A 22,265-nucleotide genomic window follows, 5' to 3' on the forward strand; every position below is an offset into this window, starting at 1 on the left:
GGTGGAATGGATAGCTCGCACCTGCGGTGCGCCCCGGAATGACTCGGGGTGGGGCTGGAGCACCCAATTAACCGCACATTAACCATACCTGTCCCACGGTGAGACGACAGGGCGCCGAATTGCCGGCGCCGCTCAACGCCGCGCGGGGCGAGCACTTCATCATGTCGGTCGACAATTTCAGTGCGACGCAGACGGCCGGTCTCGATCCGTCGCGGGCGCGCGTCGCCGGTGCGATCAAGCAGGCCTCGAACCTTTCCGGCGTCAGCTTCCAGTACATGCTGACCACTGCCAAGATGGAATCGGATTTCAATCCGACGGCCGGTGCCACCACCTCGTCCGCGCAAGGGCTCTACCAGTTCATCGACCAGACCTGGCTCGGCACGGTGAAGGAGGCAGGTGCCCAGCTCGGCTATGGCAGCTACGCCGACGCCATCACGAAGACCGCGTCGGGCACCTACACCGTCGATGATCCCGTGCAGAAGCGGTCGATCATGAAGCTGCGCGATGATCCGGAGGCGGCATCGAGCATGGCGGCGGCGCTGACGCAGTCGAACAGCTTCAAGCTCACCGGCCTGCTCGGGCGCAGGCCGAGCGACAGCGAACTCTACATGGCCCATTTCATGGGCGTCGGCGGCGCTGCGAAACTGATCGCCAATGCCGAGGACAATCCGCAGGCCGTCGGTGCGCGGCTGTTTCCCAACGCGGCCGCGGCCAACCGTTCGATCTTCTACGCCAAGGACGGCCGCGCCCGCAGCGTCTCCGAAGTCTACTCGGTACTGGACGCGCGCTACGCCAGCGCGGCCAACGCGAAATCGACGCGCAGCGCGATGGCGATGTATGGAGATACGCCCTCGACCACGCAGGTCGTGAGCGCCAACGGCGTGCAGCCCACCGTGCCGGTGATCGACAACGCCGCCTATCTCCAGACCTTCCCGAATACACGCGCCGTAACGCCCGTCGGTGCGACGTCGCCAACGACGCTCGCGGACAATGCGCCGAGCACACCGGTGTTTCGTTCGATCTATCAGCCCGGCGACGCCACGCAGCCGGTCTCGACCACCGTGCAGAAATTGTGGGGCAACAACGCCTCGCTGACGTCAGTCGCTTCGGCGACGCCGGATGTGCGGCCGCCGCAGCCGCTCGATCTCTTCAGCGATCGCAGCGGCACGTTCTCGAGCTGATACGCGCTCTCGTCTCCCGGATCTGCCGCGCTATGCGCAAGTGATGCGCCGCGTCCGGAGCATGCGCACGGAGCGGCTTTGTTCCCTTAACAAAACGTCAATAAAACCAGCCAGTTATGGTGAACGCTTTGTTAAGCGTCGTGGTTTATTTTGTATTGCAGGTGACGAGCCGTCACCAATCTCGTTTGTTGTGTAAGCCGGAAGCAGCATGATTGTTCGGCAGTTCATCAATTGGATCAGGACGGCCCCCGCCGGCGAGCGGGCTGAAGCGACACGGGCGTTGGCCCGGGCCTGGCTGATCTCGGACCTTTCTCATGACGACCGCGTCGCCGCCGAAGGCGCGCTTTTGATGTTGCTCGACGATCCCTCTCCGCTGGTGCGGCAAGCGATGGCCGAGGCGTTTGCGCGCAGCACCGAGGCGCCGGCCGCAATCGTGCGGGTGCTGTCGGCGGACCAGGTGACCGTCGCGCTGCCCGTGCTCGAACATTCCCCGCTGCTGATCGATGCCGATCTCGTCGACATCGTCGCGACCGGCAATGACGAGGTGCAATGCGCGGTCGCCCGCCGTATCGCGCTGCCCGTGTCGGTCGGCGCTGCCATCGCCGAGGTCGGCTGTGCGGCCGCAGCGCTGGAGCTGATCGAAAATCCCCATGCCGAGCTCGCGCCGTTCTCCTGGGACCGTATTGTCGAGCGCCACGGCCATCTCGCCGCGATCCGCGAGGCGATGCTGATGTTGGACGAATTGCCGGCCGCGACGCGTGCGGCTCTGGTGGCCAAGCTGTCGGAGACGCTGGCCCAGTTCGTCGTCGCCCGCAACTGGCTGAGCGCCGACCGCGCCGAGCGCATGACGACGGAGGCGCGCGACCGCTCCACCATGAACATCGCGGCGCGCTCGCGTGGCGAGGATATGCAGGGCCTGGTGCGGCACCTGCGCATCACCGGCCAGCTCACGGCGGGTCTGATCCTGCGCGCGCTGCTGTCGAACAATCTCGACCTGTTCGACGCGGCCCTCGCTGAACTCGCCGATCTGCCGCTGGCGCGCGTCTCGGCGCTGCTGCACGACCGCGGCGGCAATAGCCTGCACGCGCTGCTCCGCCGCGCCGGATTGCCCGAGGCGACGTTCGCGGCATTCCAGGTCGCGCTCGAAGCCTGCCACGAGCAGGGCTTTGTCGACAGCGACGACGGTGCGGCGCGGCTGCGCCGGCGCATGGTCGAGCGCGTGCTCACCCATTGCCAGACGGACCGCGGCGCCACCGAGCCGCTGATGGTCCTGCTCCGCCGCTTCGCCACCGAGTCCGCGCGCGAAGAGGCGCGGCTGTTCTGCGACGAGCTCGTCGCGGACGACGCGATCGATCCGGTTTATGATGATCTGATCGCGGCATAGTCAGGTGCCGTAGGGTGGGCAAAGGCGCACAGCGCCGTGCCCACCATTTGTCTGTGTAATCCGAGCTGAATGGCGGGCACGCTTCGCTTTGCCCACCCTACGATTCCATTCGTGTCGAAGCCCCAAGCTCCGTCATTGCGAGCGCAGCGAAGCAATCCAGAATCCCTCCGCGGAAAGACTCTGGATTGCTTCGCTGCGCTCGCAATGACGAGAGGAGAGAGCCCTTACTCCGCGGGCGCGATGCTCGGCGCCAGGATCACCTCGAGATGCTCGGGGCGGTCGCGGTTGACGTGGGCGAGATATTCGTCGGCGATCTTGCGCAGGCGCCGGCTGAGCTCGGCGGAAACGCTGATGCTGTCGAGCCTGGTGTTCTCGTGCACGATGGCGAGGATCGCGTTGATGTGGTGCGTGAACAGCTCGGCCGGGACCTTCGAAAGGTCTGGGGCATGCTCGATGACACGGCACAGGCTCTCGGCGATCCCCGCTGCCGAAGCAAAGCCGAAGGTCGCCGCATCCCCCTTGATGTCGTGTGCGGCGTGGAACAGCTCGTCACGCAGCTTCTTGGTGAATCCATCCTGCTGCACGGCAGTCCAGGCTGCGGACAGTCTCTGGACCTCGATCGTCATCCAGTCCTTGAACTCGCCGGACAGGCCTGCCAGCGCCTGCTCGGCGCGGGCGACCGGATCGTCCATGTCCTTTTCCTCGACGCGGCGCAGAACTTTGCGCAGCGGGTTGGGCTGCGTGATGATTTGATGCGTGGCGAAGGCCGTGACCTCGATGTCCTTTGCGCTGTTCTTCGCCATGATGCCTGCCTCGTGTGAGACGTTGCGCTAGATGGAGGAGCGGGCCTTGTCGAGCAGCGAGGGCTGCTGGAGCACCTCGTGCTTTTCGCCGACGCGGCGTTCCGGGCCCATATAGGCGGAGTTGGTGTTGCGGCGCCGGTCCGGGCCGAAATAGGTCTTGGTCTTGATGAAGGGGCGGGGATTGGCGACCACGTTGAGGATGCGCTGATAGAGGCCCTTGGCCGAAATCGGCTTGGCCAGGAATTCGGTGACGCCGGCATCGCGCGCGACCGTCACGCGGCGCTTCTCGGAATGGCCGGTCAGCATGATGATCGGCGCGTAGGGGTTGCCCTTGGATTCCGGCTGCCGGATCATCTGCGCGAGCTCGAGCCCGTCGAAGATCGGCATCGCCCAGTCGGTGATGACGATATCGGGGACGTAATGGCTGTACATTTCCAGCGCCGTGGCGCCGTCCTCGGCCTCGTAGACCTCGCGCGCGCCGAACGAATGCAGCAGCGTCCGCAGAATGCGGCGCATGTGCGGATTGTCGTCGCAGACGAGGAAGCGCAGCTTGTTGAAGTCGATACGGAACATGACGCCCGGGCCAAAGCGGTCAACCTTCGTTAACCATATCGTGGCGAGGGTTAACGAAGGGTTGCGAGCGCCTCCCGGGAGGGCCTGCCCGGGGCTCAGTAGCCGAATTGCTCGCGCAGAATCCGCTCTTCCAGGCTGTGGCCGGGGTCGAACAGCATCCGCATCGAGATGCTCTTGTCCGAGAGCACCTCGACACGCCGGACCCTGCGCACCTCCTCGTGGTCGGCGACCGCCGCGACGGGGCGCTTGTCGTCTTCCAGCACCTCGATCACGACATAGGCGGTATTGGGCAACAGGGCGCCGCGCCAGCGCCGCGGCCGGAAGGCGCTGATCGGCGTCAGTGCCAGGAGCGCCGCGTTGATCGGCAGGATCGGCCCCTGCGCCGACAGATTATACGCGGTCGAGCCTGCCGGCGTCGCCACGATGATGCCGTCGGCAATCAGCTCGGGCATGCGCTCGCGCTCGTCGATCAGGATCCGCAGGCGCGCAGCCTGGGAGGTCTGGCGGAACAGGTAGACCTCGTTGATGGCGTGGTGCAGGTGGACACGGTCGTTGACGTCGGTCGCGCGCATCAGGAGCGGATTGATCTCGGATTCATGCGCCGTTTCGAGCCGCGCGCGGAGATCGTGCGCCGAGTACTCGTTCATCAGGAAGCCGACCGTGCCGCGATGCATGCCGTAGATCGGCTTTCCCGTACGCATGTGGTGATGCAGTGTCTGGAGCATCAAGCCGTCGCCGCCGAGCGCGACCACGACGTCGGCCTCGTCAGGATCGCAATTGCCATACTGCCCGGTGAGTTGATTGAAGGCTGTCTGGGCCTCGCTGCTCGGGCTGGCAACGAAGGCGATCCGGTCGTATCGCGATGGCTTGGTCATGGCTTGTCGGGCAGGCCCGCTGGCTCGAGTAAGTTCCGCCGGGCTCGTCTATACGACCTGGGCCTCGATTGTCGAGGACGACCGCACTTCAAGGCAAACGGGTGACGGCCGGGTCGAGGACAAATCGGGGCGTTTCGCGCCCGATCGGCCGCTTCGGGGGGGCGCCGGTCCGATGATTCCCCAAACAGTCGCAATTTCGCGCTAGGCTTTCGGCCTCACCGGCTCTCGCAGCCGGGCAGGGAGGACGATCATGATCATGAATGTGCCGGCACTCCGCCGCGTGATCCTGGTGCTGGCGGTGTCGACTTTCGCGCTCGCAGGATTTGCGCGCGCGGATGATCCGCCGCAGCCGCGGTCCGATACGACGGGGCCGACGGGACAGAAAGCCGGACGCGGTAGTGGCGCGCAAAACACACCGCAGACCTCGCCATCGAACACTGAAGCACATCGCCTGCCTGCGGACTCGACCACGAAGCAGACGCTCGATCTGCCCGGCCGTATCATCAACTTCGTCGCGACCGCCGGCTCGATCCGCGTGTTCGACGGCAAGGGCGAGCCGTTGGCCGACATCGCCTACACGTCCTACGCGCTCGATGGTGCCGACCGCGCGACGCGCCCCGTGACGTTCCTGTTCAATGGCGGGCCGGGCGCGTCTTCGGCGTGGCTCCAGTTCGGCGCCGCGGGGCCGTGGCGGCTGCCGCTTGATGGCGAAGCCCTGTCGCCGTCGGCTTCGCCCGAGGTGAAGCCGAACGTGGAGACCTGGCTCGACTTCACCGATCTCGTCTTCATCGATCCCGTCAGCACGGGCTACAGCCGCTTCGTTACCAGCGGCGAGGATGCGCGCAAGTCGTTCTATTCCGTCGACGGCGACGTCAACTCGATCGCGCTCGTGATCCGCCGCTGGCTCGAGAAGCACGACCGGCTGGTCTCGCCCAAATACGTCGCGGGTGAAAGCTATGGCGGTATTCGCGGGCCGAAGGTCGTGCGCCAGTTGCAGCTTCAGCACGGCGTCGGCGTCAGGGGACTGATCCTGGTGTCGCCGCTGCTCGACTTCCGCGAGTTCACCGGCACGAGCCTCCTGCAATATGTCGCGACGCTGCCGAGCTATGCCGCGGTGGCGCGCGAGGCCAAGGGCCCGGTCAAGCGCGCCGATCTCGCCGACGTCGAGGCTTACGCGCGCGGTGAATTCCTGGCTGACCTCGTTAAGGGCGAGGCGGACAAGGAAGCTACGAATCGTCTCGCCGACAAGGTCGCCGAACTCACCGGCATCGACCAGGCGGTGAGCCGTAGGCTCGCCGGCCGCTTCGACATCAGTGAATTCCGCCGCGAACTCGACCGCAAGAACGGCAAGGTGACGGGACGTTACGATGCCTCCGTGCGCGGCTTCGATCCATATCCGGATTCCAGCAGCTCGCGTTTCGGCGATCCCTCGGGCGATGCGCTCCAGGCGCCGCTGACGAGTGCTGCCGTCGACGTGCTGACGCGCAAGCTGAACTGGCGGCCGGACGGCTCCTATGAAGTCCTGAACGGCGCCGTCGAAGGCCGTTGGGATTTCGGCCGGGGCATCAACCCGCCGCAATCGGTGTCGGAGCTGCGCCAGATCCTCGCCACCGATGCGAAGCTGAACGTGCTGGTGGCGCACGGCCTGTTCGATCTCGCCACGCCCTATTTCGGAACGAAGCGGGCGCTCGACCAGCTGCCGGCGTTCGCGACTCAGCGCGTGAAATTCGTCGTCTATCCCGGCGGCCACATGTTCTATTCGCGCGATGGCTCACGGCAGGCGTTGCGGAGTGAAGTCGAGGCGCTGGTCAGGGAGTAGGGCATGATCCGGAAAAGTGCGTAGCGGTTTTCCGACAAGATCATGCTTGAGCTAAGGCTTGCGCGGCTTGTACCGCCGTGCGATCTCGCGTGCCACGACGCGCTCGGGCTTCACGTTGGCACCCGCGATCCAGATGTTGCTGACCTTGCCGCGCTTGTCGCGGATGCGGCGGACGGGCTCGCCGTGGCTGGAGTAGCCGGCAGCCCAGGCGAGCTTGCCGGCGTCGCGGCCGGTGACCTCGATCTCGGCGGCATCCATGAATGGGTTGTTGAACTGCGGATTGGCGACGAGGACGCGGTTGCCCGCGGGCACGAAATCGGTCGCACCCCAGATCGTCCACCAGCGGCCGATCCATTCGCGCACGCGCCGGTCCGGTGCGCCGCGGGTCTTGAACACGCGCAGGATCTGCATCGCGCCGTCCATCCAGAACGGCGCCGCGCCGTCGATGGAGTTGCTGAGGATGCTGATCGCGAGTTCGCAATCAGGGATGGAGCAGGTTCGGGAAATGTAGCCCTGGAATCCGCCGCCATGGCCGAACCAATCCCAGCCGTCGGTCTTGCCGGCATTGACGCCGAGGCCGTAATGGCCCTCGAAGCTCTGCGGGACGCGCCAATGGTGTCGCGTCATCTCGCGGCGGCTCGCGACCGAGAGCACGCTCCTTTTCGCATTAGGCGCGAGCTGCGCGAAGAAGCGCGCGGTGTCGCCGGCGGTCGCGACGAAGCCCGCGGCGGAGGCCAATGCGTGCGCGGGATTGTCGCCGGGGATCACGCATCGCTCGCCGAACGGCAGCTTTCGCGTATGACCGCGCGCAAACGGAGTGCCCTTGGCAAGCGGCGCGTTCGGCTCGGTTTCGCGCAAGCCGACCGGCTCGATGATCTCGCGCTTGATCCAGACGGGGTAGGGCTCCTTCGTCACCGCCTCGATCACGAGGCCGATCAGGCCAAAACCGTGATTGGAATATTTGAAGCGCGTGCCGGGCTCGATCGCGGTCGGCAGCTTCAAGTCCGCAAGCAGCTCGCTGGCGTCGAGATAGGGGCGGCTGTCGATGAACTGGCCGGAATCGGCGCCATCGCGCGTCAGTCCTGCGGTGTGCGAGAGCACCTGCGCGATCGTCGTCTCGGCGACGCGCGGATGCAGGCCGCCGACATATTGGCCGATCGTGTCGTCGAGCCGGAGCTTGCGCTGCTCGCGCAGCTTCATGATGCCGGCGGAGGTGAAGCTCTTCGAATGCGAGGCGATGCGGAAGCGATGGCGCGGGGTGAGCTTCTCGCCCGTGTCGAGATCGGCAAGGCCGAACGCATGCTCGGCGACGACCTCGCCGCGATGGGCGAAGGCGATGATGACGCCCGGCTGCTGGGCCGTCGTCTGTTGAAATTCGATCCAGGACCCGATGTAGTCGATCGCGGATCGCAGCCAATTGTCCATTGCGCTACCGGTTTGCGAGGGGAAGATTTGGTGCGCAAAGCTAGCCGAGAAAGCGGAACGGGCACAACCCTGAGGTTGTGCCCGTCCACTCGTTCGAAGATGCGATGTCTCTAGTAGACGAGTGTCGCGCCGGTCGGCTTGTCGAGCGCGGCGGCAAGCGAGCGATATTCGGAGCTGTCGGTGCCGGCGAGCGAGGCGATCTTGTTGAGATGATACTGCGCCTGTTCGCGGTTGCCCTGCTCGAGCTGCCAGAGACCGTAATATTGCCAGGTGCGGACGTGGTTCGGATCGTCCTTGAGCGCCAGCTCGTAATAGGTCTTCGACGACTGATAATCGCCGAGCTTGCGATAGGAATAGCCGATCAAATTGGCGACATCGGCGACGTCGTCACGCTTGAGCGATTTCAGCTGCTCGATCGCGTCCGTGTAGTCGTGCCGGTCGTAGATCGTGGTGTAGGCGGTGCGATAGGCCGCCAGGAATTTGGGATCGCTGACGGATGAGCTCTTCTTCTTGCCCTTCTTGGTCGAGGTGTCCGACTTCGGCGGCGACGAAGGTTCATCGCTGCCAGCGGCATATGCGCTGGTCAGCATCGGCCCGGCCGCCAGTGCCATCGAGACCAGCCCCGGCACAAGAAGCATTGAGAGTCTTCGCATTTATGTTCTCCCGTATGGAACGTGGCGATCCTACACGATTGCCCGAAGACCGGAACACCCATGGGGCAAAAACATTCCCGCTTCGCACGATCTATTCGTCCTGCCGCAGATGACAAACTTGTCATCGAGATGAACGGAAGCCTGCAACGGCCTTCAGACCGGGTTCAGTGCGCAGTCCCTAGGCTCCCACCCACGATCGAAGAGGGGCGAGAGGGCGCCGCCTCGAGATCCTTCCAAGAGGAGACCACCATGTTGAAGACCATTTCCGCAGCCTTGCTCGCAGCTTCCGTGATCGCAGCCCCGGCCTTCGCCACTGAACCCGGCAAGACCACCACCGCGCCGGTGATCAAGGCCGACCAGAGCCAGACCAAGGCGGCGAACACTGCCGTCGAACCGGATGCCGGCGTCAAGGCCGACGCCAAGGGTGCTGACGTCAAGGCTGCCGACGTCAAGGCCGGTGCCAAGGTGTATAGCAAGTCGAGCGCGATGAACGCCAACGCCGCCGTCACGCCCGACGCGCACAAGACGGTGCGCAAGCATCGCCATCACAACAAGCAGGTCTCGGCCAAGGAGTCGCAGAAGGCGCAGCCGGACGTGACCAAGCCGGCGACGTCAGACAAGCGCAACTGACGACTGATCCCGCGCGGCGGCATCCCTGGCATTGCCCCGCCGCCGCGCGCGGAATTCAGGCCCGGTCCGTTCGCCCTGCCTCGTGCGGAAGCCCGAGGCGCGGTGGCGGGCCGGTGCGCTGTTGCGCCGCTGCTGGCGAATTCCCTTCGTGCAGGCTTGGGGCTAGAACATCTCCTGATCTGATCGAGCGGAGAGCGGGGCCTGTGGGGCGATTGACGAGATGTGCGGTGATCCTGGCGTTGCCGTTGGCGCTTGCGGCATGTTTCGGCAGTGACGGTGATCGTCCCACTGTGTTTGGCGGGACCCAGGCCGGCGGGCCGCAGCCGTTTCCCGACAATTTCCGCAGCGACACGCTGGCCTTGATGCGCAGCTATCTGAACAATCCGGTCGGCGTGCGCGACGCCGGCATGGCCGATCCGGTGCTGCGCGAGGTAGGTGGGCGGCAGTTCTACGTGAGCTGTCTGCACTTTACCCCGCGCGAGACCGATGGCAGCTACAAGGGCATGCGCGAGCGCGCCGCGATCTTCGTCAACGGGCGGGGCGACCGCGTCGTCGACCGGACGAGCGAGCTCTGCGCCGGTGCGGTTTACGCACCCTTTCCGGAACTTGAAAAGATGACGCGGTAGCGCAAATCCCGCCTTCATCGCCGCGTGCTAAGACGGACGGCGCCGGAGCCGCTGGATCACATTTTGGCGAGCTTTGAACGGGGTGGTTTCGTTTCGCGACAAATTGCTACGGCAGGCCCTGTGCGGGCGACGAGAGCAGCCGATGCAAGGCGACGGGACGGAACAAAATCGCGTTGTTGCCACCCTGTCACAGTAAGTAACGATCAACGTTCCGGCATCGCCGCGAAGCAACCAAATTCACGCCACGTTGTTTGCTGAGGGTCGAATTTGAAAGAACGGGGATGATCATGAAGTCTATCTTGCTCGGTGCAGTTGCTCTGTTGGCGCTGGCCGCGCCCGCGGCTGCAGCCGACATGCAGCCGCGCCCCTACACCAAGGCGCCGGCCTATACGCCGCCGCAGGTGATTTACAACTGGACCGGTTTCTACATCGGCGGCCATGTCGGCGGCGCGTTTGCCGGCGACAGCAGCTTCCAGTCGAGCGACGCCCGCTTCCTCGGCGGCGTGCAGGGCGGCTTCGACTATCAGTTCGCGCCCAACTGGGTGGTGGGTATCGAGGCCCAGTATTCCTGGCTGCCGACCAACAACAACGGCGTCACGTTCCCGCTGGGCACGCAGGTGACGTCCAACACCGACCAGCTCGGGTCGGTGACCGGTCGCATCGGCTACACCTGGGGACCGACGCTGCTCTACGCCAAGGGCGGTTATGCCTGGCGCAATAACGGCCTTGGCGTGAACATCGCCGGGGTGCCGCAGACCTTCACCACCACCGGCAACAGCAAGGACGGCTATACTGTCGGCGCCGGCCTCGAATACATGTTCGCGCCGAGCTGGTCGGCCAAGGCCGAGTACCAGTATTACAACTTTGGCAGCACCACCTTCACCTCCGGTCCGGCCGACATCGTCGGCGTTCGCGGCCGGGAGGACGAGCATACCGTCAAGGTCGGTGTGAACTACCGGTTCGGCTGGGGCGGTCCGGCGGCCTCGCGCTACTGACCTGCCGCCAACGCCCAGGATCTGGCAAAGGCCGGCCCTCGCCGGCCTTTCTTTTGCCCGTCTTGCGAGCCTTTTGTTTGCTTTGCGTGAACCATCTGGCGCATCATTTGCTTGCAAACAGAGCTGGCGCGCCTTCTCACGCGCGTCATGGGGCCGAGGTAAAGCAAAAATAATTTTTGCAATTTACGGAACTCGCGCTCTGGAACGCGTTATATGAGAATTACGGGCTGGTGGGACGACGGACATGCGTATCTTGGTGTCGGCAGTGGTGTTCTCGTGCTTCACCTGCCTGCCGTGCTCTGCACAGACAATCCTCAAATCCGAGCCTCTGGTGCTGTCCCCCTATGAGGTAGCCTTCGTCAAGGACGCCTCATGTCCGTCAGGCAAGGTGATGAAGGTCACCGGCGCGATCCGCGGGCTGCATCGCCGGAAAGCCTGTGTGACCCTGCCGGGCGAACAGGCGTCGCTCGCGACCGCGATCCCCTGAGACTTGGCTTCGAGAGTTGGCTTCGAGACTTGGCTTCGTGGCTTCCCGCGGCCGGGCCTCAGGAATTCAGCTCAAGCTCCATCCTCGACGCCCACTCGGCCTCCGCCTTGTTCTTGACGGGGTCCTCGCCTTGGGCTGCCCGGCAAGGCCTGATCTCGTAGTCGTTGTCGAGTACCCGGCGCGGTCCCGGCCGCTCATCGTCCCCGGAGATGTCCACGACGAGGCCGCTTCGCTGTGCCATTTTCCAGACGTCGGATTCATCAGGATAGGCCTTGCTGATCTGGGCGTCATTGCAGAACAGGGCGTAGGGCATTCCATCCCGCTCCAGGAAAGCCCGTTAACGGCTTTGCTGGTGAGGGGTTCCCAGCCTGCGCCCCGATCACCGCGCCGTGATCGGGGCGCGGGGGCCCTGAGTCGTAAACGAGTCCTGAATCCCAAAAAAAAGAATCCCTGGGACTCTCCGGCCGGAATCAGCGGATGTTTTCGGCCATGACGAGCGACCTGAAAACCTCTTGCGGGCACATGCTTCTGCCCCTGACGCTGGCGCTGTTTGGCGCCTGCGCGGCCAATCTTTGGCTGGTGTGGTCCTGGCTGTAAGCCCTGTTGGCGCGCCGGCCCTACTTTTTGGCCGGTGGACGGGGGGAGCCGTCGTGGATGGCAGCACGCAATTTGCTCAGGGTGGCCGCGCAATACTCCTCGCGCTCGCGCTCGAACCGCTCCTGATGCCTGCGAAAGTTGGCGATCCGGCTCTGCATCTCGCTGCGGAAATCGCCGCTTGCCCGCGTGAGCTGGACAGGCTGAGGCTGTGGAGGAGGCTGGGGCGGCAGAAGAGGCTGGGGCGGCTCGACCTCGAGCGCCTCGACGGCGACGATCTCGACGGTTGCCGCCGGTGAATCCGAAGGCCCGCCGTCTTGAAGGGCGTCATCCTTCCTGCCGGTCACCGATTGGACGAAGGCCACTGTCTGCGCGATCAGCGCGTCGCGTTCTCTGATCCAACTCATGATCCACCTCAGCCGCGCCCCATTCCAGCAAAGCGGCTGGGCTGAATCAAGGTTGTTCGCAAAGTCATTGCATATTTTTCCCGATCATCCGACATTGGGCGCATGGTTGCCCAAGACGAACGGGTGGACGAGGCGGAGGGCCTGAGGCTCGTCCGAGCGTTCCTGTCGTTGCCGCCCGACAAGCGGGCGGAGGTGATCGCGTTCGTCGAGGAGTTGGCGCGTGCCCGTGGCCGGCCCGAGCAGGGCACGGAGGCATCGCCGAGATGATTGCTACCGCTCGCGCGGATTGACGTTGGGCTCGAACGGCGCGCCCACAACCCGAACTGGTGTCCGGGCCGTGTCGTCGATCATCGCCCGCGCGGCGACCGGCTTTTGCGGGGCCTGCCCAAGCACCGGCTCGAACAGCATCAATGTGCCGGCCACGACGCCACAGCATAGCGCCACCGTCGCCAGCAAAAGCATGTTTCGGTTTTCTTCCTTGATCCGCATGGATCGACAACGGCGGATGCCGGGGCTCGGTTCCGCATCTGGGAAAGTCCGGATCGCCGCCGAAGTCGGCCGAAGCTTACACGAAGCTTACGGCGAGGCACCTTAAGGTTATTTTTCCGTAAGACTACCCCGGTCAAGTGGCATCAAATCTTAACGTCCGCCGGTTCCAATGCACGGTGCTGGGATTACGCCTCGACAGAAATCATTGGGAAGGCTGGGGATGAGCTTTTTGAACAATCTGAAAATCGTTTGGAAGGTTGCGTTGATCGTGGCCGTCATGGGCTGCGCGATGCTCGCCGTCGCCGGCTTCGGGGCGCGCGAACTCTCCGCGACGGTCGACGGATTTGCCGAACTCTCCGCCGCCCAATCCTCGGCGCTCAACCTGACGCGGGCTCAGCGCCGCGCCGAGACCTATCATGCCGCGCTCTACGCGGTCTTCACCGAGGCGACCGAGGCGGGTAACGCCAATCGTCTCAAGATCGCGAACCAGAACCGCGACGAAATCCATCAATTCCTTGATGTCGCGGAGCAGGACGATCCGTCGCGCGCGAGCCAGATCAAGAGCATCGGGGAGCAATTGAAGGCTGTGTTCGCCAGCTGCGACCCGGTGCTCCGGGCCGGCGCGCAGGCCAGCAGCACGGAGGATAATGCCAGGGCCGCGGAACGCGCGCACAAGGAGTGCGATCCGGTGATGGATGCGGCGCTGGCGCGCATCGCCCAGTTCGTGACCGAGAGCGCCCAGGCGGTTGCCAAGCGCAAGGCGGCCATCAACCGCGACGCCCAATCCGCGACCTGGACCGTGATCGGCGTCAGTGCCGGCGGCTTGATCCTGGGCATCGCGATAGCACTGTTCATCGGCCTCAATGCGATGTCTCGGCCCATTGCTCGTCTCAAGCTCGCCATGGAAGGGCTCGCCCGCAACGATCTCAAGACCGAGGTGCCCGAGAAGGATCGGCGCGACGAGATCGGCGAGATGGCCGGGACCGTCGAAGTGTTCAAGACCAACGCCCTGGAAATGGAACGCCTGAAGGCCGCGCAGATCGAAGCCGAGAAGCAGGCTGCCGAGCAGCGTCGCCGTGACATGGTCAACCTGGCCGATGGATTCGAACGCGCGGTCGGCGAGATCATCGACACCGTCGGATCCGCCTCCACCGAGCTCGAGGCGTCGTCCTCGACGCTGGCCACCACCGCGCAGCGCGCGCAGCAGCTGACCTCGGTCGTTGCGGTCGCGTCGGGCGAAGCGACCGGCAACGTGCAGTCGGTTGCGACGGCCACGGAAGAGCTGTCCTCCTCGGTCAACGAGATCAGCCGGCAGGTGCAGGAATCGGCGCGGATGGCGGGCGAAGCCGTCGCCCAGGCCCGCACCACGACGGAGCGGGTCAGCGAGCTCTCGGTCGCGGCCACGCGCATCGGCGATGTCGTCGAGCTGATCAACACCATTGCCGGCCAGACCAACCTCCTGGCGTTGAATGCCACGATCGAGGCGGCCCGTGCCGGTGAAGCGGGCCGCGGCTTCGCGGTCGTTGCCTCCGAGGTCAAGACGCTGGCCGAGCAGACCGCGAAGGCGACCGGCGAGATCAGCCAGCAGATTTCCGGCATCCAGACTGCGACCCAGGAATCCGTCGACGCGATCCGCGACATCTCCGCGACGATCGAGCGGCTGTCGGAGGTGTCCTCGACGATCGCCGCGGCCGTCGAGGAGCAGGGCGCCGCGACACAGGAGATCTCGCGCAACGTGCAGCAGGCCGCCCACGGCACCCAGCAGGTCTCCTCCAACATCACCGACGTGCAGCGTGGCGCCGCCGAGACCGGCTCGGCCTCCTCGCAGGTGCTCTCGACTGCGAAGATGCTGGCGAGTGACAGCAACCGGCTGAAGGACGAAGTCGGAAAATTCCTGCGGACGGTGCGCGCCGCGTAAGCGCCGGCGCTCGTCCGCCGCGTCTCCTATCGCGCCAGTAGCAAACCGAGCGCGAGCACGAACAGCACGGCCGTCATGACGACGGCCGTCGCCGCGCCGGCGGCGATTTTGGCCTTCTCTCTGGCTGTGGTGGGACGCATGTCGGCTGCATGCTATCTCATGTCGAACGCCGGTCCAATCCGTGTGCTCGTTCCTGCTGCGCCGTTCGGTCAGGCGGCGAGCTTTCGCTGGAAAAACCGTGTGACGCGCTCGATCGCATCTGGCGTCGCCGGGTCGGTATCGGAGAAATCAAAGCCGTGGGCCTTGCCTGGATAGGGCACGAACTCGGCTTCGGCGCCGGCGGCCTTGCCGAGTTGGACGAGCTCTCGTCCTTTGGCGATCGGCACGTTCCGGTCCTCCTCGCCATGCAGCTCGATGAGCGGCGGCAGGTGCTTGACCTTGCCGACCATTGCGTCGGGCATGCCGCCATAGAGCACGGCGAGCGCGGTGATGCGCATGTCGCGTGCGGCGGCGTCGGCGGCGATGTAGCCGCCCAGCGAGAAGCCCAGCAGGCCGAGATGTCCCGAACTCTCGGGTCGACCCTGGATGGCCGTCACGGTGGCGGAGACCGTATCGGCCCAACCGTCGAAACGCGCGGCGTAATAGGCATCGCGGCTCTCATGCGTGCTCGACTTTGACGTCAGCGCCGCCGTATCGGCCGGTGTCATGTAGCGGAGAAGATAGGCGTCGATGCCCTTGGCGGTCAGCGCCTCAACATACCGCTCGTAGGCGCGCGCCCTGAGCTCGATGCCGCGCGATCCGTGCAGCGCGATCACGGCGGGGCGTTTCCCGGCCGTTGCCGCCGCGTGGCGCGATACCGCCAGGTTGTCGCGACCGGAGGTGACGCTGAACTCCTCGCTCGGCGCGGCGTGCGCCGTGAGGGGCGTTAGCAGCGCGGAAATGGCGGTCAGCACCGTTCGTCGGGTGATCATTGCTGTGCTCACGAAAGGGAGATTTCGGAGATGGCGCCCGAGGCTGTATGATAAGGTTGCGACGGAATTTTGACTCGCGCCCAGCCCCATGATCACCCAACGTCCACCGGTGCTCGCTCACGAGCGTTTCCTCGCCGATCGCGAGCATTTTGAGGGCCTCGATCTCGCCGCGCGGTTCGAGCGGATCGAGCGGACGAACCTGTGGGGCGCCACGAGCTCGGTCTCCGGCCTCGGCTCGGAGGACCCGGCGACGGCCTCGATCCGGGAGGCGCTTCCGCCACTGCTGCAACGGCTCGGCGCGCGCTCGCTGCTGGATGCGCCCTGCGGCGATGCCGGGTGGATCGGCCGCATCAAGCTCGATCTCAATTACACCGGCATCGACATCGTGCCGTCGCTGATCGAGACCAACAACCAGCGTGTGGCGCGCGGCGAATTGTCCGGCCGGTTTCTCGTTGCCGACGTCACGCGCGATACGCTGCCGCGCGCGGATGTCATTCTCTGCCGGGACTGCCTGGTTCATTTGAGCTTCGACAATATCGCCCGCGCCGTCGCCGGCTTCCGCGACAGCGGTGCGCGCTTCCTGCTGGTTACCACCTTCCCCGAATGGGACGGCAACCGGGATTGCGAGGACGGCGATTGGCGGGCGCTGAACATGGAGAAGGCGCCGTTCGACTGGCCGGCGCCGCGCGCGCTGATCAACGAGCGTTGCGGGGAGGGCGGCGGCGGCTGGCGCGACAAGAGCCTCGGGCTCTGGCGGCTTGACCAGTTGCCCGATCGTGTCCGCATTGCCACGGATGTGTGATAGGCGCGGACGGAACGTCCATTGCTTCGGTGATCGCTCCGCCGCTACACTTTGGGTTGTGTAACGCGATCATGCTGGAGCACGTCATGCGAGCGAGTGCTGTCCTGGCCGCCCTGTTGATCTCGTGCTGCGCTCCGGCGGCAGCACAGCAAGACGGCGCCGCGCTCTACGCCACGCATTGCGCGCAATGTCACGATGGCGATGCCCAGAGCCGTGTGCCGGGCCGTAGCGCCATGCAAGCGATGTCGTTCGATCAGGTGCTGGGGACGCTGACCTCTGGCAGCATGGCGACGATGGCTAGGGACCGCAGCGACGAAGAACGCCGCGCGATTGCGGCCTTCGTCACCGGCAAGACCGCAATCGGTGGCAGCACGGCCGACACGCAGGGCCGTTGCACGCAGCCGGTCAGCGGCTTTCCGGAGCCGCTCGACGGGCCGCACTGGAACGGATGGGGCGTCGACGCCGGCAACAGCCGCTTCCAGCCGGCAGACATGGCGGGGCTGACCGCAGGAGAGGTGCCGCGCCTGAGGCTGAAATGGGCCTATGCATTTCCCGGCGCCTCGGTGTCCTTTGCGCCGCCGACCATCGTGGGCGGCCTGCTGTTCATCGGCGGCACCGACCGCAAGGTGCATGCGCTCGACGCGCGAAGCGGCTGCACGCTGTGGACCTTCGCAACCGATGCGGCGGTGCGCGCCGCGATCAGCTTTGCGCCGCTTGCCGGCACCGATCAGTTCGCGATCTTCTTCGGCGACCTGCGCGCCAATGCTTATGCCGTGAACGCGCTGACCGGCGCGCTGATCTGGAAGACGAAGGTCGAGGAGCACGCGGCCGCGCGCATCACAGGCGCGCCGGTGATGCATTCCGGCGTGCTCTACGTGCCGGTCTCCTCGATCGAGGAGGTTGCCGGCTCGCAACCCTCCTACGAATGCTGCACCTTCCGCGGCAGCGTAGTGGCGCTGGAGGCTGCGACCGGCAAGCCGGTCTGGCAGGCCTATACGATTCCCCAGGTGCCCCAGCCGACCGCCAAGAATGCGCGGGGTACGCAGCTCTTCGGTCCGTCCGGTGCCGCGATCTGGTCGGCGCCGACCATCGACGTGAAGCGCGGCGCGATCTATGTCGCGACCAGCAATTCCTATTCGGATCCGCCGTCGGAAATGAGTGACGCGATCCTCGCCTTCGATCTTGCGACGGGAAAACTGCTCTGGAAGCAGCAGGCGACGCCGAAGGATGCATTCGTCGTCGCGTGCTTCGGCGTAGACAGGACCAATTGTCCTGACGATCACGGACCCGATCACGATTTCGGCCAGTCGCCGATCCTCGTGACCTTGCGCGACGGCAGGCGCGTGCTCGTCATCGCGCAGAAATCTGGCGTCGTGCACGCGCTCGATCCCGATGACGGCGGCAAGATCCTGTGGCAGACGCGGATCGGCAAGGGCGGTCCGCTCGGTGGCAGCGAATGGGGCTCGGCTGCGGATCAGGATCGCATCTATGTCGCGAACTCCGACGTGCGCTTTACCCGCGACGGCACGCGGCAACTCGAACCCGCGCAAGGGGGCGGCCTGTTCGGCCTCGACCTCGCGAGCGGAAAGATCGCGATGGAGGTGCCGCCGGTCGCCTGCGGCGATCGCCCGCAGTGCAGCCCCGCGCTGTCGGCGGCGGTGAGCCTGATCCCGGGTGTCGTATTCTCCGGCGGCGTCAGCGGCTTCCTGCGTGCCTACGATACCGCCGATGGCAAGCTGTTGTGGGAGTTCGACACCGTGCAGGATTTCAAGGCCGTGAACGGCGTCCCGGCCCATGGCGGCGCGATCGACGGCCCCGGACCCGTCATCGCCGGCGGCATGCTCTACACCAATTCCGGCTACGGCCAATGGAGCGGCGTTGCCGGCAACGTGCTGCTGGCGTTCGAAGTGGGGAAGGAGTGAGAACGAGGGTCCATGATCGACGCCAGATGCAGTTGCGGCGCTGTCGCGCTGTCGCTTCCGGGACCATCCAGCCTCGTGGCCGCCTGTCACTGTATCGAGTGCCAGCGCCGAACCGGCGCGCCGTTCGGCGTCGGTGCCTTCTATCCGGTCGAGGTCGTCAAGATCTCAGGAGCGCCGAAGGAATATGTTCGCTCGGGCGAGAGCGGCGGCAAGGTCCGCAGCTATTTTTGCTCGGATTGCGGCTCGACGGTTTTTTGGAAGCCCGACAAGTTCCCCGGAATGATTGGCGTTGCTGTCGGCGCGATCGCGGACCCGAAATTTCCGGCGCCGAGCAAATCAGTGTTCGAGCAATCGAAACATGTGTGGCTCGAGATCACAGGCGTCGGCATCGAGCATCTGCAACGAGGCACCGTGCCGAAGATTTCAAGCTGAGGAAGGTGCATCGAGCGCTGGTGCCGGCTGAGGGGATTGAACCCCCGACCTTCGGTTTACAAAACCGCTGCTCTACCGCTGAGCTAAGCCGGCGACGCCTGGAGGAGCAGGCAGGGGCCGGCACATGCCGACGCTGTCCACCCGTGCGGGCCGCAATATCAGACTTGATGGGAAAGTGCCAGAACCGCGAGCGTCATCGCAAGACATGAATCAGGCGGCCCTGGGGCCGCCTGACGTGTCACGTTCGAGATAGGCCGCTTACTGGCAGATGTGCCGGCGGCCGTCTGCGCCCTTGAACCAGGTGCCGGGCGTACAGACGAAACCATTACGCTCGGCGTAGGTGCGGGTGTCCCAGCTGCGGTTGTCCCAACCGCGATTGTCCCAAGAATTATTCCAGCCATTGTCGTAGGCGTAGGAATTGTCCCAGGCGCGGAACGGAGCGGTTGCGATCGCGCCCGCGGTGCCGATCGCAGCGCCAGCCACGCCGGCGGCTACATCAGTCGGCCAGAAGCCGGTGCGGCTCCTGTTCCAGTCGTTATTCCAGTCGCCATTGTTGGTCTGGCGGTACGACATGCGACGATGGCGATAATCCCTGTCGGTATACGTGTTTGCCGGTCCGAGGTTCTGGCAGCTGGCATTGGGGAATTGGGCCGAGCAGCGGGCGGGATTATTGACCACGGTCTGTGCCATCGCGGGGGCCGCGAGCGTGGTGGTCGCGATCGCGACGGCGCCGAGGAGTTTGATATTCATGGTTGTTGGCTCCCGTTGTGATTGACGGGGGCTAAATGTCGAGCGCGCCGGACGTTCCGGTGAAACCGCTCGATTTTCACAGTGGAACGGTCACACGGATGTGAGCTTACGGGCATAGTTCCGCTCGGTGAGCGCGACGCCGTTAACGCTTCGCTAGCTCGCTCTGGAGCATTTGAGCGGCGCGAAATCCCAGCACATTAGGCTTACCGGAAATTGGTGAGCAGGCCTTAACCCTCTCTGGGTCGCGATCGGATAGGTTGTCGCCGGATAACCGGGGTCTCCTCATGCGCGCCGTGGCGCTCGCCGCCTTCTTGATCGGACTGCCCGCGACGGCGTTTGCCGGCGGCTTCGAGATCGTCGTTCCCGGCCGTCCCGGCGTGCCGATCATCATCAATAACATCGACGCGTCCTATGCGGTGGTCGAGGGCGTCTGGGGCCTTGGCAAGAACCAGCAGGTGCAGCCCACGATCTATGGCGGGCGCTATATCGCCGAGCGGCAGCCCGACGACGTCGGCCATTATTACCCGACACTTGGCCTGCGGCCCGGCTACGGCCGGCTCGAGGTCGAGCCGCCCGCGAACCGCAAATTGCCAAAACCCGCCGAGGGCTACCACCAGAGCTGGGGCGCGTCGTCCGCGCCATTGCCGCCGCAGATAGACGTGCCCGTCGATCCGCCGCCGGTGATCTACGCGCCTGAAATCAACGACCGCCCGAGGCCGCCGCGGCCGCGGCCGCGGCCGCACACAGAGATACCCGGCAAGCCGCCGGGTTGAGAAACGTAATTCCAAAAAACGGAAATCAACAGGAGAGAGTAATGCGTCAAATGATTTCGGGACTGGTCGCGGCGGCTGCCGTGATGTTCGCGGCCACCGCGCCCGCCGCGGCCTGCGGCTTCACCACCTGCGCGCCGGTCGCGCCGGTCTATTCGGGCTGCAACACCGGCTGCGGCGGCTACGGCTATGGTTATGGCGCCTATGAGCGCCTCGCCGATCCGGCCACGCAGTACTATTACGTCAACCAGGGTCCGACCTACACCGGCCCGGGCGCCTTCGCGCCGTATCCGACCTACCGTGAAGACGCGGTCGTCGCGCCCGCCAATTACGGCTATGGCTATGGCTATCGTGCGGCCGTGGCTCCCCGCCCGTACTACCGTCCGTATCGCTACGGCTACGGCCCGCGCTACGGCTATCTGCCGCGCGTGCACTATGGCTATGGTCCGCGTTACGGCTACGCGCATCGCCACGCGCCGTACTACGGCGGCCATCGCGTGCTGCGCCGCTATTACTGATCTCTGATCGGTTGAACCAACGAGACGCCCGTTCGCGTGATGCGGACGGGCGTTTTGCTTTTTGGATCGCGTTCACGGACCCACGTGATGCCGTCATGCCCGGGCTTGTCCCGGGCATCCACGTTCTTTGAACGGCGCAGCGAGGCGTGGATGGCCGGGACAAGCCCGGCCATGACGACGCGGAGGCATTCGCGCCCGGATTTCATGCAAGCGGGCGCGATGGCACTACCGCTTCATCAGCCCGAGCCGGCTCGCACCGACATAGAGCGAGAGCACGGCGGCATTCGAGACGTTGAGGCTCTTGATCTCGCCGGGCATGTCGAGCCGCGCCACGACGCTGCAGGTCTCGCGGGTCAATTGCCGCAGACCCTTTCCTTCGGCGCCGAGCACCAGCGCGAGCGGCTCGCGCAGCGCGACGTCCGAGAGGTCCTCGCTGCCTTCGCTGTCGAGGCCGACTGTCTGGAAGCCGAGTTCGTTCAGCGTGGTCAGCGCGCGAGCGAGGTTTTGTACGGTCACCATCGGTACCAGCTCCAGCGCGCCGGAGGCAGCCTTGGCGAGCACGCCGGTTGCTTCCGGACTGTGGCGCGCGGTGGTGACGATCGCCTTCACCGCGAAGGCTGCCGCCGAGCGCAGGATGGCGCCGACATTGTGGGGATCGGTGATCTGGTCGAGCACCAGCACCATGCCTTCCTGCTTCAGCGTCTCGAGGTCGGGTGAGGGCAGGGGATCGGCCTCCGCGAGCAGGCCCTGGTGCACGGCGTCGGGCGAGAGCAGCCGGTCGATCTCCTGGGGCCGGACGATCTCGGGGGCGACGCGGGTTTCGATATTTTCGTCCGCAAGCCGCTTCGCTGCGTTCTCGGTCAGCGTCAGCTTGCGGATCCGGCGCGCAGGGTTGGCGAGCGCCATCGTGACAGTGTGCCAGCCATAGAGGATGACCGGCCCGTCGGGGTGCGAATCGCGGTCGCGCCAGGCCGGGCGGCCAGCCGATTTTCCGGGCCTGTTGAAGGGCTTAGCCCCACCGCGGGGACCCTTGGGGGTGAATTTTCGATCCTTCATGGGTCCGCTTGTGTCACGGGTCCCGGAATATGGCAATTTGGGTGCCCGCGAGGGCGATTTTAGCTGTTCGCCTCGGTTGACTTTGCCCCACCGCATCGCCCATAAACGCGCCCGGTCGCGCCCCCATCCGGGCTGTCGCGGCCTTCACGTTCCATGGCCGTCTTCGGTCCGCCGGCAAGGTCCGG

The 22,265-nt window shown here is 65.2% G+C and carries 25 protein-coding genes and 1 tRNA gene; 14 read left to right on the plus strand and 12 right to left on the minus strand.

Annotated features, from left to right (window positions below; all coding sequences use genetic code 11):
* Window positions 1–119: 119 nt before the first annotated feature.
* Together NLM27_RS08310 and NLM27_RS08315 are read left to right on the plus strand one after the other, a co-directional pair.
* Entirely contained in the window at window positions 120–1,181 is a 1,062-nt protein-coding gene (locus NLM27_RS08310; RefSeq protein ID WP_254148779.1) for a transglycosylase SLT domain-containing protein, read from the plus strand.
* 208 nt (window positions 1,182–1,389) lie between these two features.
* Window positions 1,390–2,565: a DUF2336 domain-containing protein gene (locus NLM27_RS08315; protein WP_254142881.1), complete on the plus strand. Its 1,176-nt coding sequence runs from the start codon at window positions 1,390–1,392 to the stop codon at window positions 2,563–2,565.
* 224 nt (window positions 2,566–2,789) lie between these two features.
* On the opposite strand, the gene NLM27_RS08320 is transcribed toward NLM27_RS08315, so the two are convergent.
* The 3 genes from NLM27_RS08320 to NLM27_RS08330 all read right to left on the minus strand — a co-directional run bounded on the left by NLM27_RS08320 (window position 2,790) and on the right by NLM27_RS08330 (window position 4,816).
* Window positions 2,790–3,368 (minus strand): Hpt domain-containing protein, encoded by a 579-nt coding sequence (locus NLM27_RS08320; protein WP_254142882.1) that lies wholly within the window; start codon window positions 3,366–3,368, stop codon window positions 2,790–2,792.
* Between the two features lie 27 nt (window positions 3,369–3,395).
* On the minus strand, window positions 3,396–3,941 hold the full coding sequence (locus NLM27_RS08325) for a response regulator (RefSeq protein ID WP_008549760.1): 546 nt from the start codon (window positions 3,939–3,941) through the stop codon (window positions 3,396–3,398).
* A gap of 95 nt (window positions 3,942–4,036) precedes the next feature.
* Window positions 4,037–4,816, minus strand: a complete 780-nt coding sequence (locus NLM27_RS08330) for an NAD kinase (protein WP_254142883.1) — start codon at window positions 4,814–4,816, stop codon at window positions 4,037–4,039.
* A gap of 250 nt (window positions 4,817–5,066) precedes the next feature.
* On the opposite strand from NLM27_RS08330, the gene NLM27_RS08335 reads away from it, so the two are divergent.
* On the plus strand, window positions 5,067–6,635 hold the full coding sequence (locus tag NLM27_RS08335) for a S10 family peptidase (RefSeq protein WP_254142884.1): 1,569 nt from the start codon (window positions 5,067–5,069) through the stop codon (window positions 6,633–6,635).
* Between the two features lie 51 nt (window positions 6,636–6,686).
* Here NLM27_RS08335 and NLM27_RS08340 read toward each other — a convergent pair whose 3' ends face one another.
* The gene (locus tag NLM27_RS08340; protein WP_254142885.1) at window positions 6,687–8,060 is read right to left on the minus strand and encodes a serine hydrolase; all 1,374 of its coding nucleotides are present in this window, start codon (window positions 8,058–8,060) and stop codon (window positions 6,687–6,689) included.
* A gap of 110 nt (window positions 8,061–8,170) precedes the next feature.
* Window positions 8,171–8,713, minus strand: coding sequence for a lipopolysaccharide assembly protein LapB (locus NLM27_RS08345; protein ID WP_254142886.1), 543 nt, complete (start codon window positions 8,711–8,713; stop codon window positions 8,171–8,173).
* 249 nt (window positions 8,714–8,962) lie between these two features.
* On the opposite strand from NLM27_RS08345, the gene NLM27_RS08350 reads away from it, so the two are divergent.
* From NLM27_RS08350 to NLM27_RS08365, 4 genes are all read left to right on the plus strand, one after another.
* The gene (locus NLM27_RS08350) at window positions 8,963–9,343 is read left to right on the plus strand and encodes a His-rich protein BRANT (RefSeq protein WP_254142887.1); all 381 of its coding nucleotides are present in this window, start codon (window positions 8,963–8,965) and stop codon (window positions 9,341–9,343) included.
* 230 nt (window positions 9,344–9,573) lie between these two features.
* Window positions 9,574–9,969: a hypothetical protein gene (locus NLM27_RS08355; protein WP_254148780.1), complete on the plus strand. Its 396-nt coding sequence runs from the start codon at window positions 9,574–9,576 to the stop codon at window positions 9,967–9,969.
* A 287-nt stretch (window positions 9,970–10,256) separates the two neighbouring features.
* On the plus strand, window positions 10,257–10,964 hold the full coding sequence (locus NLM27_RS08360; RefSeq protein ID WP_254142888.1) for an outer membrane protein: 708 nt from the start codon (window positions 10,257–10,259) through the stop codon (window positions 10,962–10,964).
* Between the two features lie 244 nt (window positions 10,965–11,208).
* Window positions 11,209–11,451, plus strand: coding sequence for a DUF6719 family protein (locus tag NLM27_RS08365; RefSeq protein ID WP_254142889.1), 243 nt, complete (start codon window positions 11,209–11,211; stop codon window positions 11,449–11,451).
* Between the two features lie 58 nt (window positions 11,452–11,509).
* Here NLM27_RS08365 and NLM27_RS08370 read toward each other — a convergent pair whose 3' ends face one another.
* Both NLM27_RS08370 and NLM27_RS08375 read right to left on the minus strand, forming a co-directional pair.
* A complete protein-coding gene (locus NLM27_RS08370; protein ID WP_254142890.1) occupies window positions 11,510–11,764 on the minus strand; it encodes a hypothetical protein in 255 nt (84 codons plus the stop codon).
* Between the two features lie 304 nt (window positions 11,765–12,068).
* The gene (locus tag NLM27_RS08375; protein ID WP_254142891.1) at window positions 12,069–12,452 is read right to left on the minus strand and encodes a hypothetical protein; all 384 of its coding nucleotides are present in this window, start codon (window positions 12,450–12,452) and stop codon (window positions 12,069–12,071) included.
* Window positions 12,453–12,554: 102 nt separating this feature from the next.
* On the opposite strand from NLM27_RS08375, the gene NLM27_RS08380 reads away from it, so the two are divergent.
* Window positions 12,555–12,719, plus strand: a complete 165-nt coding sequence (locus tag NLM27_RS08380) for a hypothetical protein (protein WP_254142892.1) — start codon at window positions 12,555–12,557, stop codon at window positions 12,717–12,719.
* A 3-nt stretch (window positions 12,720–12,722) separates the two neighbouring features.
* Here NLM27_RS08380 and NLM27_RS08385 read toward each other — a convergent pair whose 3' ends face one another.
* Window positions 12,723–12,941 (minus strand): hypothetical protein, encoded by a 219-nt coding sequence (locus NLM27_RS08385; RefSeq protein WP_254142893.1) that lies wholly within the window; start codon window positions 12,939–12,941, stop codon window positions 12,723–12,725.
* A gap of 220 nt (window positions 12,942–13,161) precedes the next feature.
* On the opposite strand from NLM27_RS08385, the gene NLM27_RS08390 reads away from it, so the two are divergent.
* Complete coding sequence (locus NLM27_RS08390; protein WP_254142894.1) at window positions 13,162–14,859, plus strand: methyl-accepting chemotaxis protein; 1,698 nt, start codon at window positions 13,162–13,164, stop codon at window positions 14,857–14,859.
* A gap of 209 nt (window positions 14,860–15,068) precedes the next feature.
* Here the strand turns inward: NLM27_RS08390 and NLM27_RS08395 are convergent, their stop codons facing one another.
* The gene (locus tag NLM27_RS08395) at window positions 15,069–15,830 is read right to left on the minus strand and encodes a dienelactone hydrolase family protein (RefSeq protein WP_254142895.1); all 762 of its coding nucleotides are present in this window, start codon (window positions 15,828–15,830) and stop codon (window positions 15,069–15,071) included.
* A gap of 88 nt (window positions 15,831–15,918) precedes the next feature.
* Here NLM27_RS08395 and NLM27_RS08400 point away from each other — a divergent pair, with 88 nt between their 5' ends.
* The 3 genes from NLM27_RS08400 (at window position 15,919) to NLM27_RS08410 (ending at window position 18,986) form a co-directional block, all read left to right on the plus strand.
* Window positions 15,919–16,632 carry a class I SAM-dependent methyltransferase gene (locus NLM27_RS08400; RefSeq protein ID WP_254142896.1) on the plus strand — a complete coding sequence of 238 codons (714 nt, stop codon included), beginning with the start codon at window positions 15,919–15,921 and terminating at the stop codon, window positions 16,630–16,632.
* Window positions 16,633–16,718: 86 nt separating this feature from the next.
* On the plus strand, window positions 16,719–18,554 hold the full coding sequence (locus tag NLM27_RS08405; RefSeq protein WP_254142897.1) for a PQQ-binding-like beta-propeller repeat protein: 1,836 nt from the start codon (window positions 16,719–16,721) through the stop codon (window positions 18,552–18,554).
* Between the two features lie 12 nt (window positions 18,555–18,566).
* Window positions 18,567–18,986, plus strand: a complete 420-nt coding sequence (locus tag NLM27_RS08410; protein ID WP_254142898.1) for a GFA family protein — start codon at window positions 18,567–18,569, stop codon at window positions 18,984–18,986.
* An 18-nt stretch (window positions 18,987–19,004) separates the two neighbouring features.
* Here NLM27_RS08410 and NLM27_RS08415 read toward each other — a convergent pair.
* Together NLM27_RS08415 and NLM27_RS08420 are read right to left on the minus strand one after the other, a co-directional pair.
* Window positions 19,005–19,079 (minus strand) — tRNA-Thr (locus NLM27_RS08415).
* Between the two features lie 165 nt (window positions 19,080–19,244).
* Window positions 19,245–19,736 (minus strand): hypothetical protein, encoded by a 492-nt coding sequence (locus NLM27_RS08420; protein ID WP_254142899.1) that lies wholly within the window; start codon window positions 19,734–19,736, stop codon window positions 19,245–19,247.
* A 284-nt stretch (window positions 19,737–20,020) separates the two neighbouring features.
* On the opposite strand from NLM27_RS08420, the gene NLM27_RS08425 reads away from it, so the two are divergent.
* Window positions 20,021–20,509 carry a hypothetical protein gene (locus NLM27_RS08425; RefSeq protein WP_254142900.1) on the plus strand — a complete coding sequence of 163 codons (489 nt, stop codon included), beginning with the start codon at window positions 20,021–20,023 and terminating at the stop codon, window positions 20,507–20,509.
* A gap of 41 nt (window positions 20,510–20,550) precedes the next feature.
* Window positions 20,551–21,024, plus strand: a complete 474-nt coding sequence (locus NLM27_RS08430; protein ID WP_254142901.1) for a hypothetical protein — start codon at window positions 20,551–20,553, stop codon at window positions 21,022–21,024.
* Window positions 21,025–21,249: 225 nt separating this feature from the next.
* Here NLM27_RS08430 and rlmB read toward each other — a convergent pair whose 3' ends face one another.
* Entirely contained in the window at window positions 21,250–22,080 is an 831-nt protein-coding gene (rlmB, locus tag NLM27_RS08435; protein WP_254142902.1) for a 23S rRNA (guanosine(2251)-2'-O)-methyltransferase RlmB, read from the minus strand.
* Window positions 22,081–22,265 lie beyond the last annotated feature (185 nt).

The sequence above is a fragment of the Bradyrhizobium sp. CCGB12 genome, from assembly GCF_024199845.1.
GTDB lineage: Bacteria > Pseudomonadota > Alphaproteobacteria > Rhizobiales > Xanthobacteraceae > Bradyrhizobium.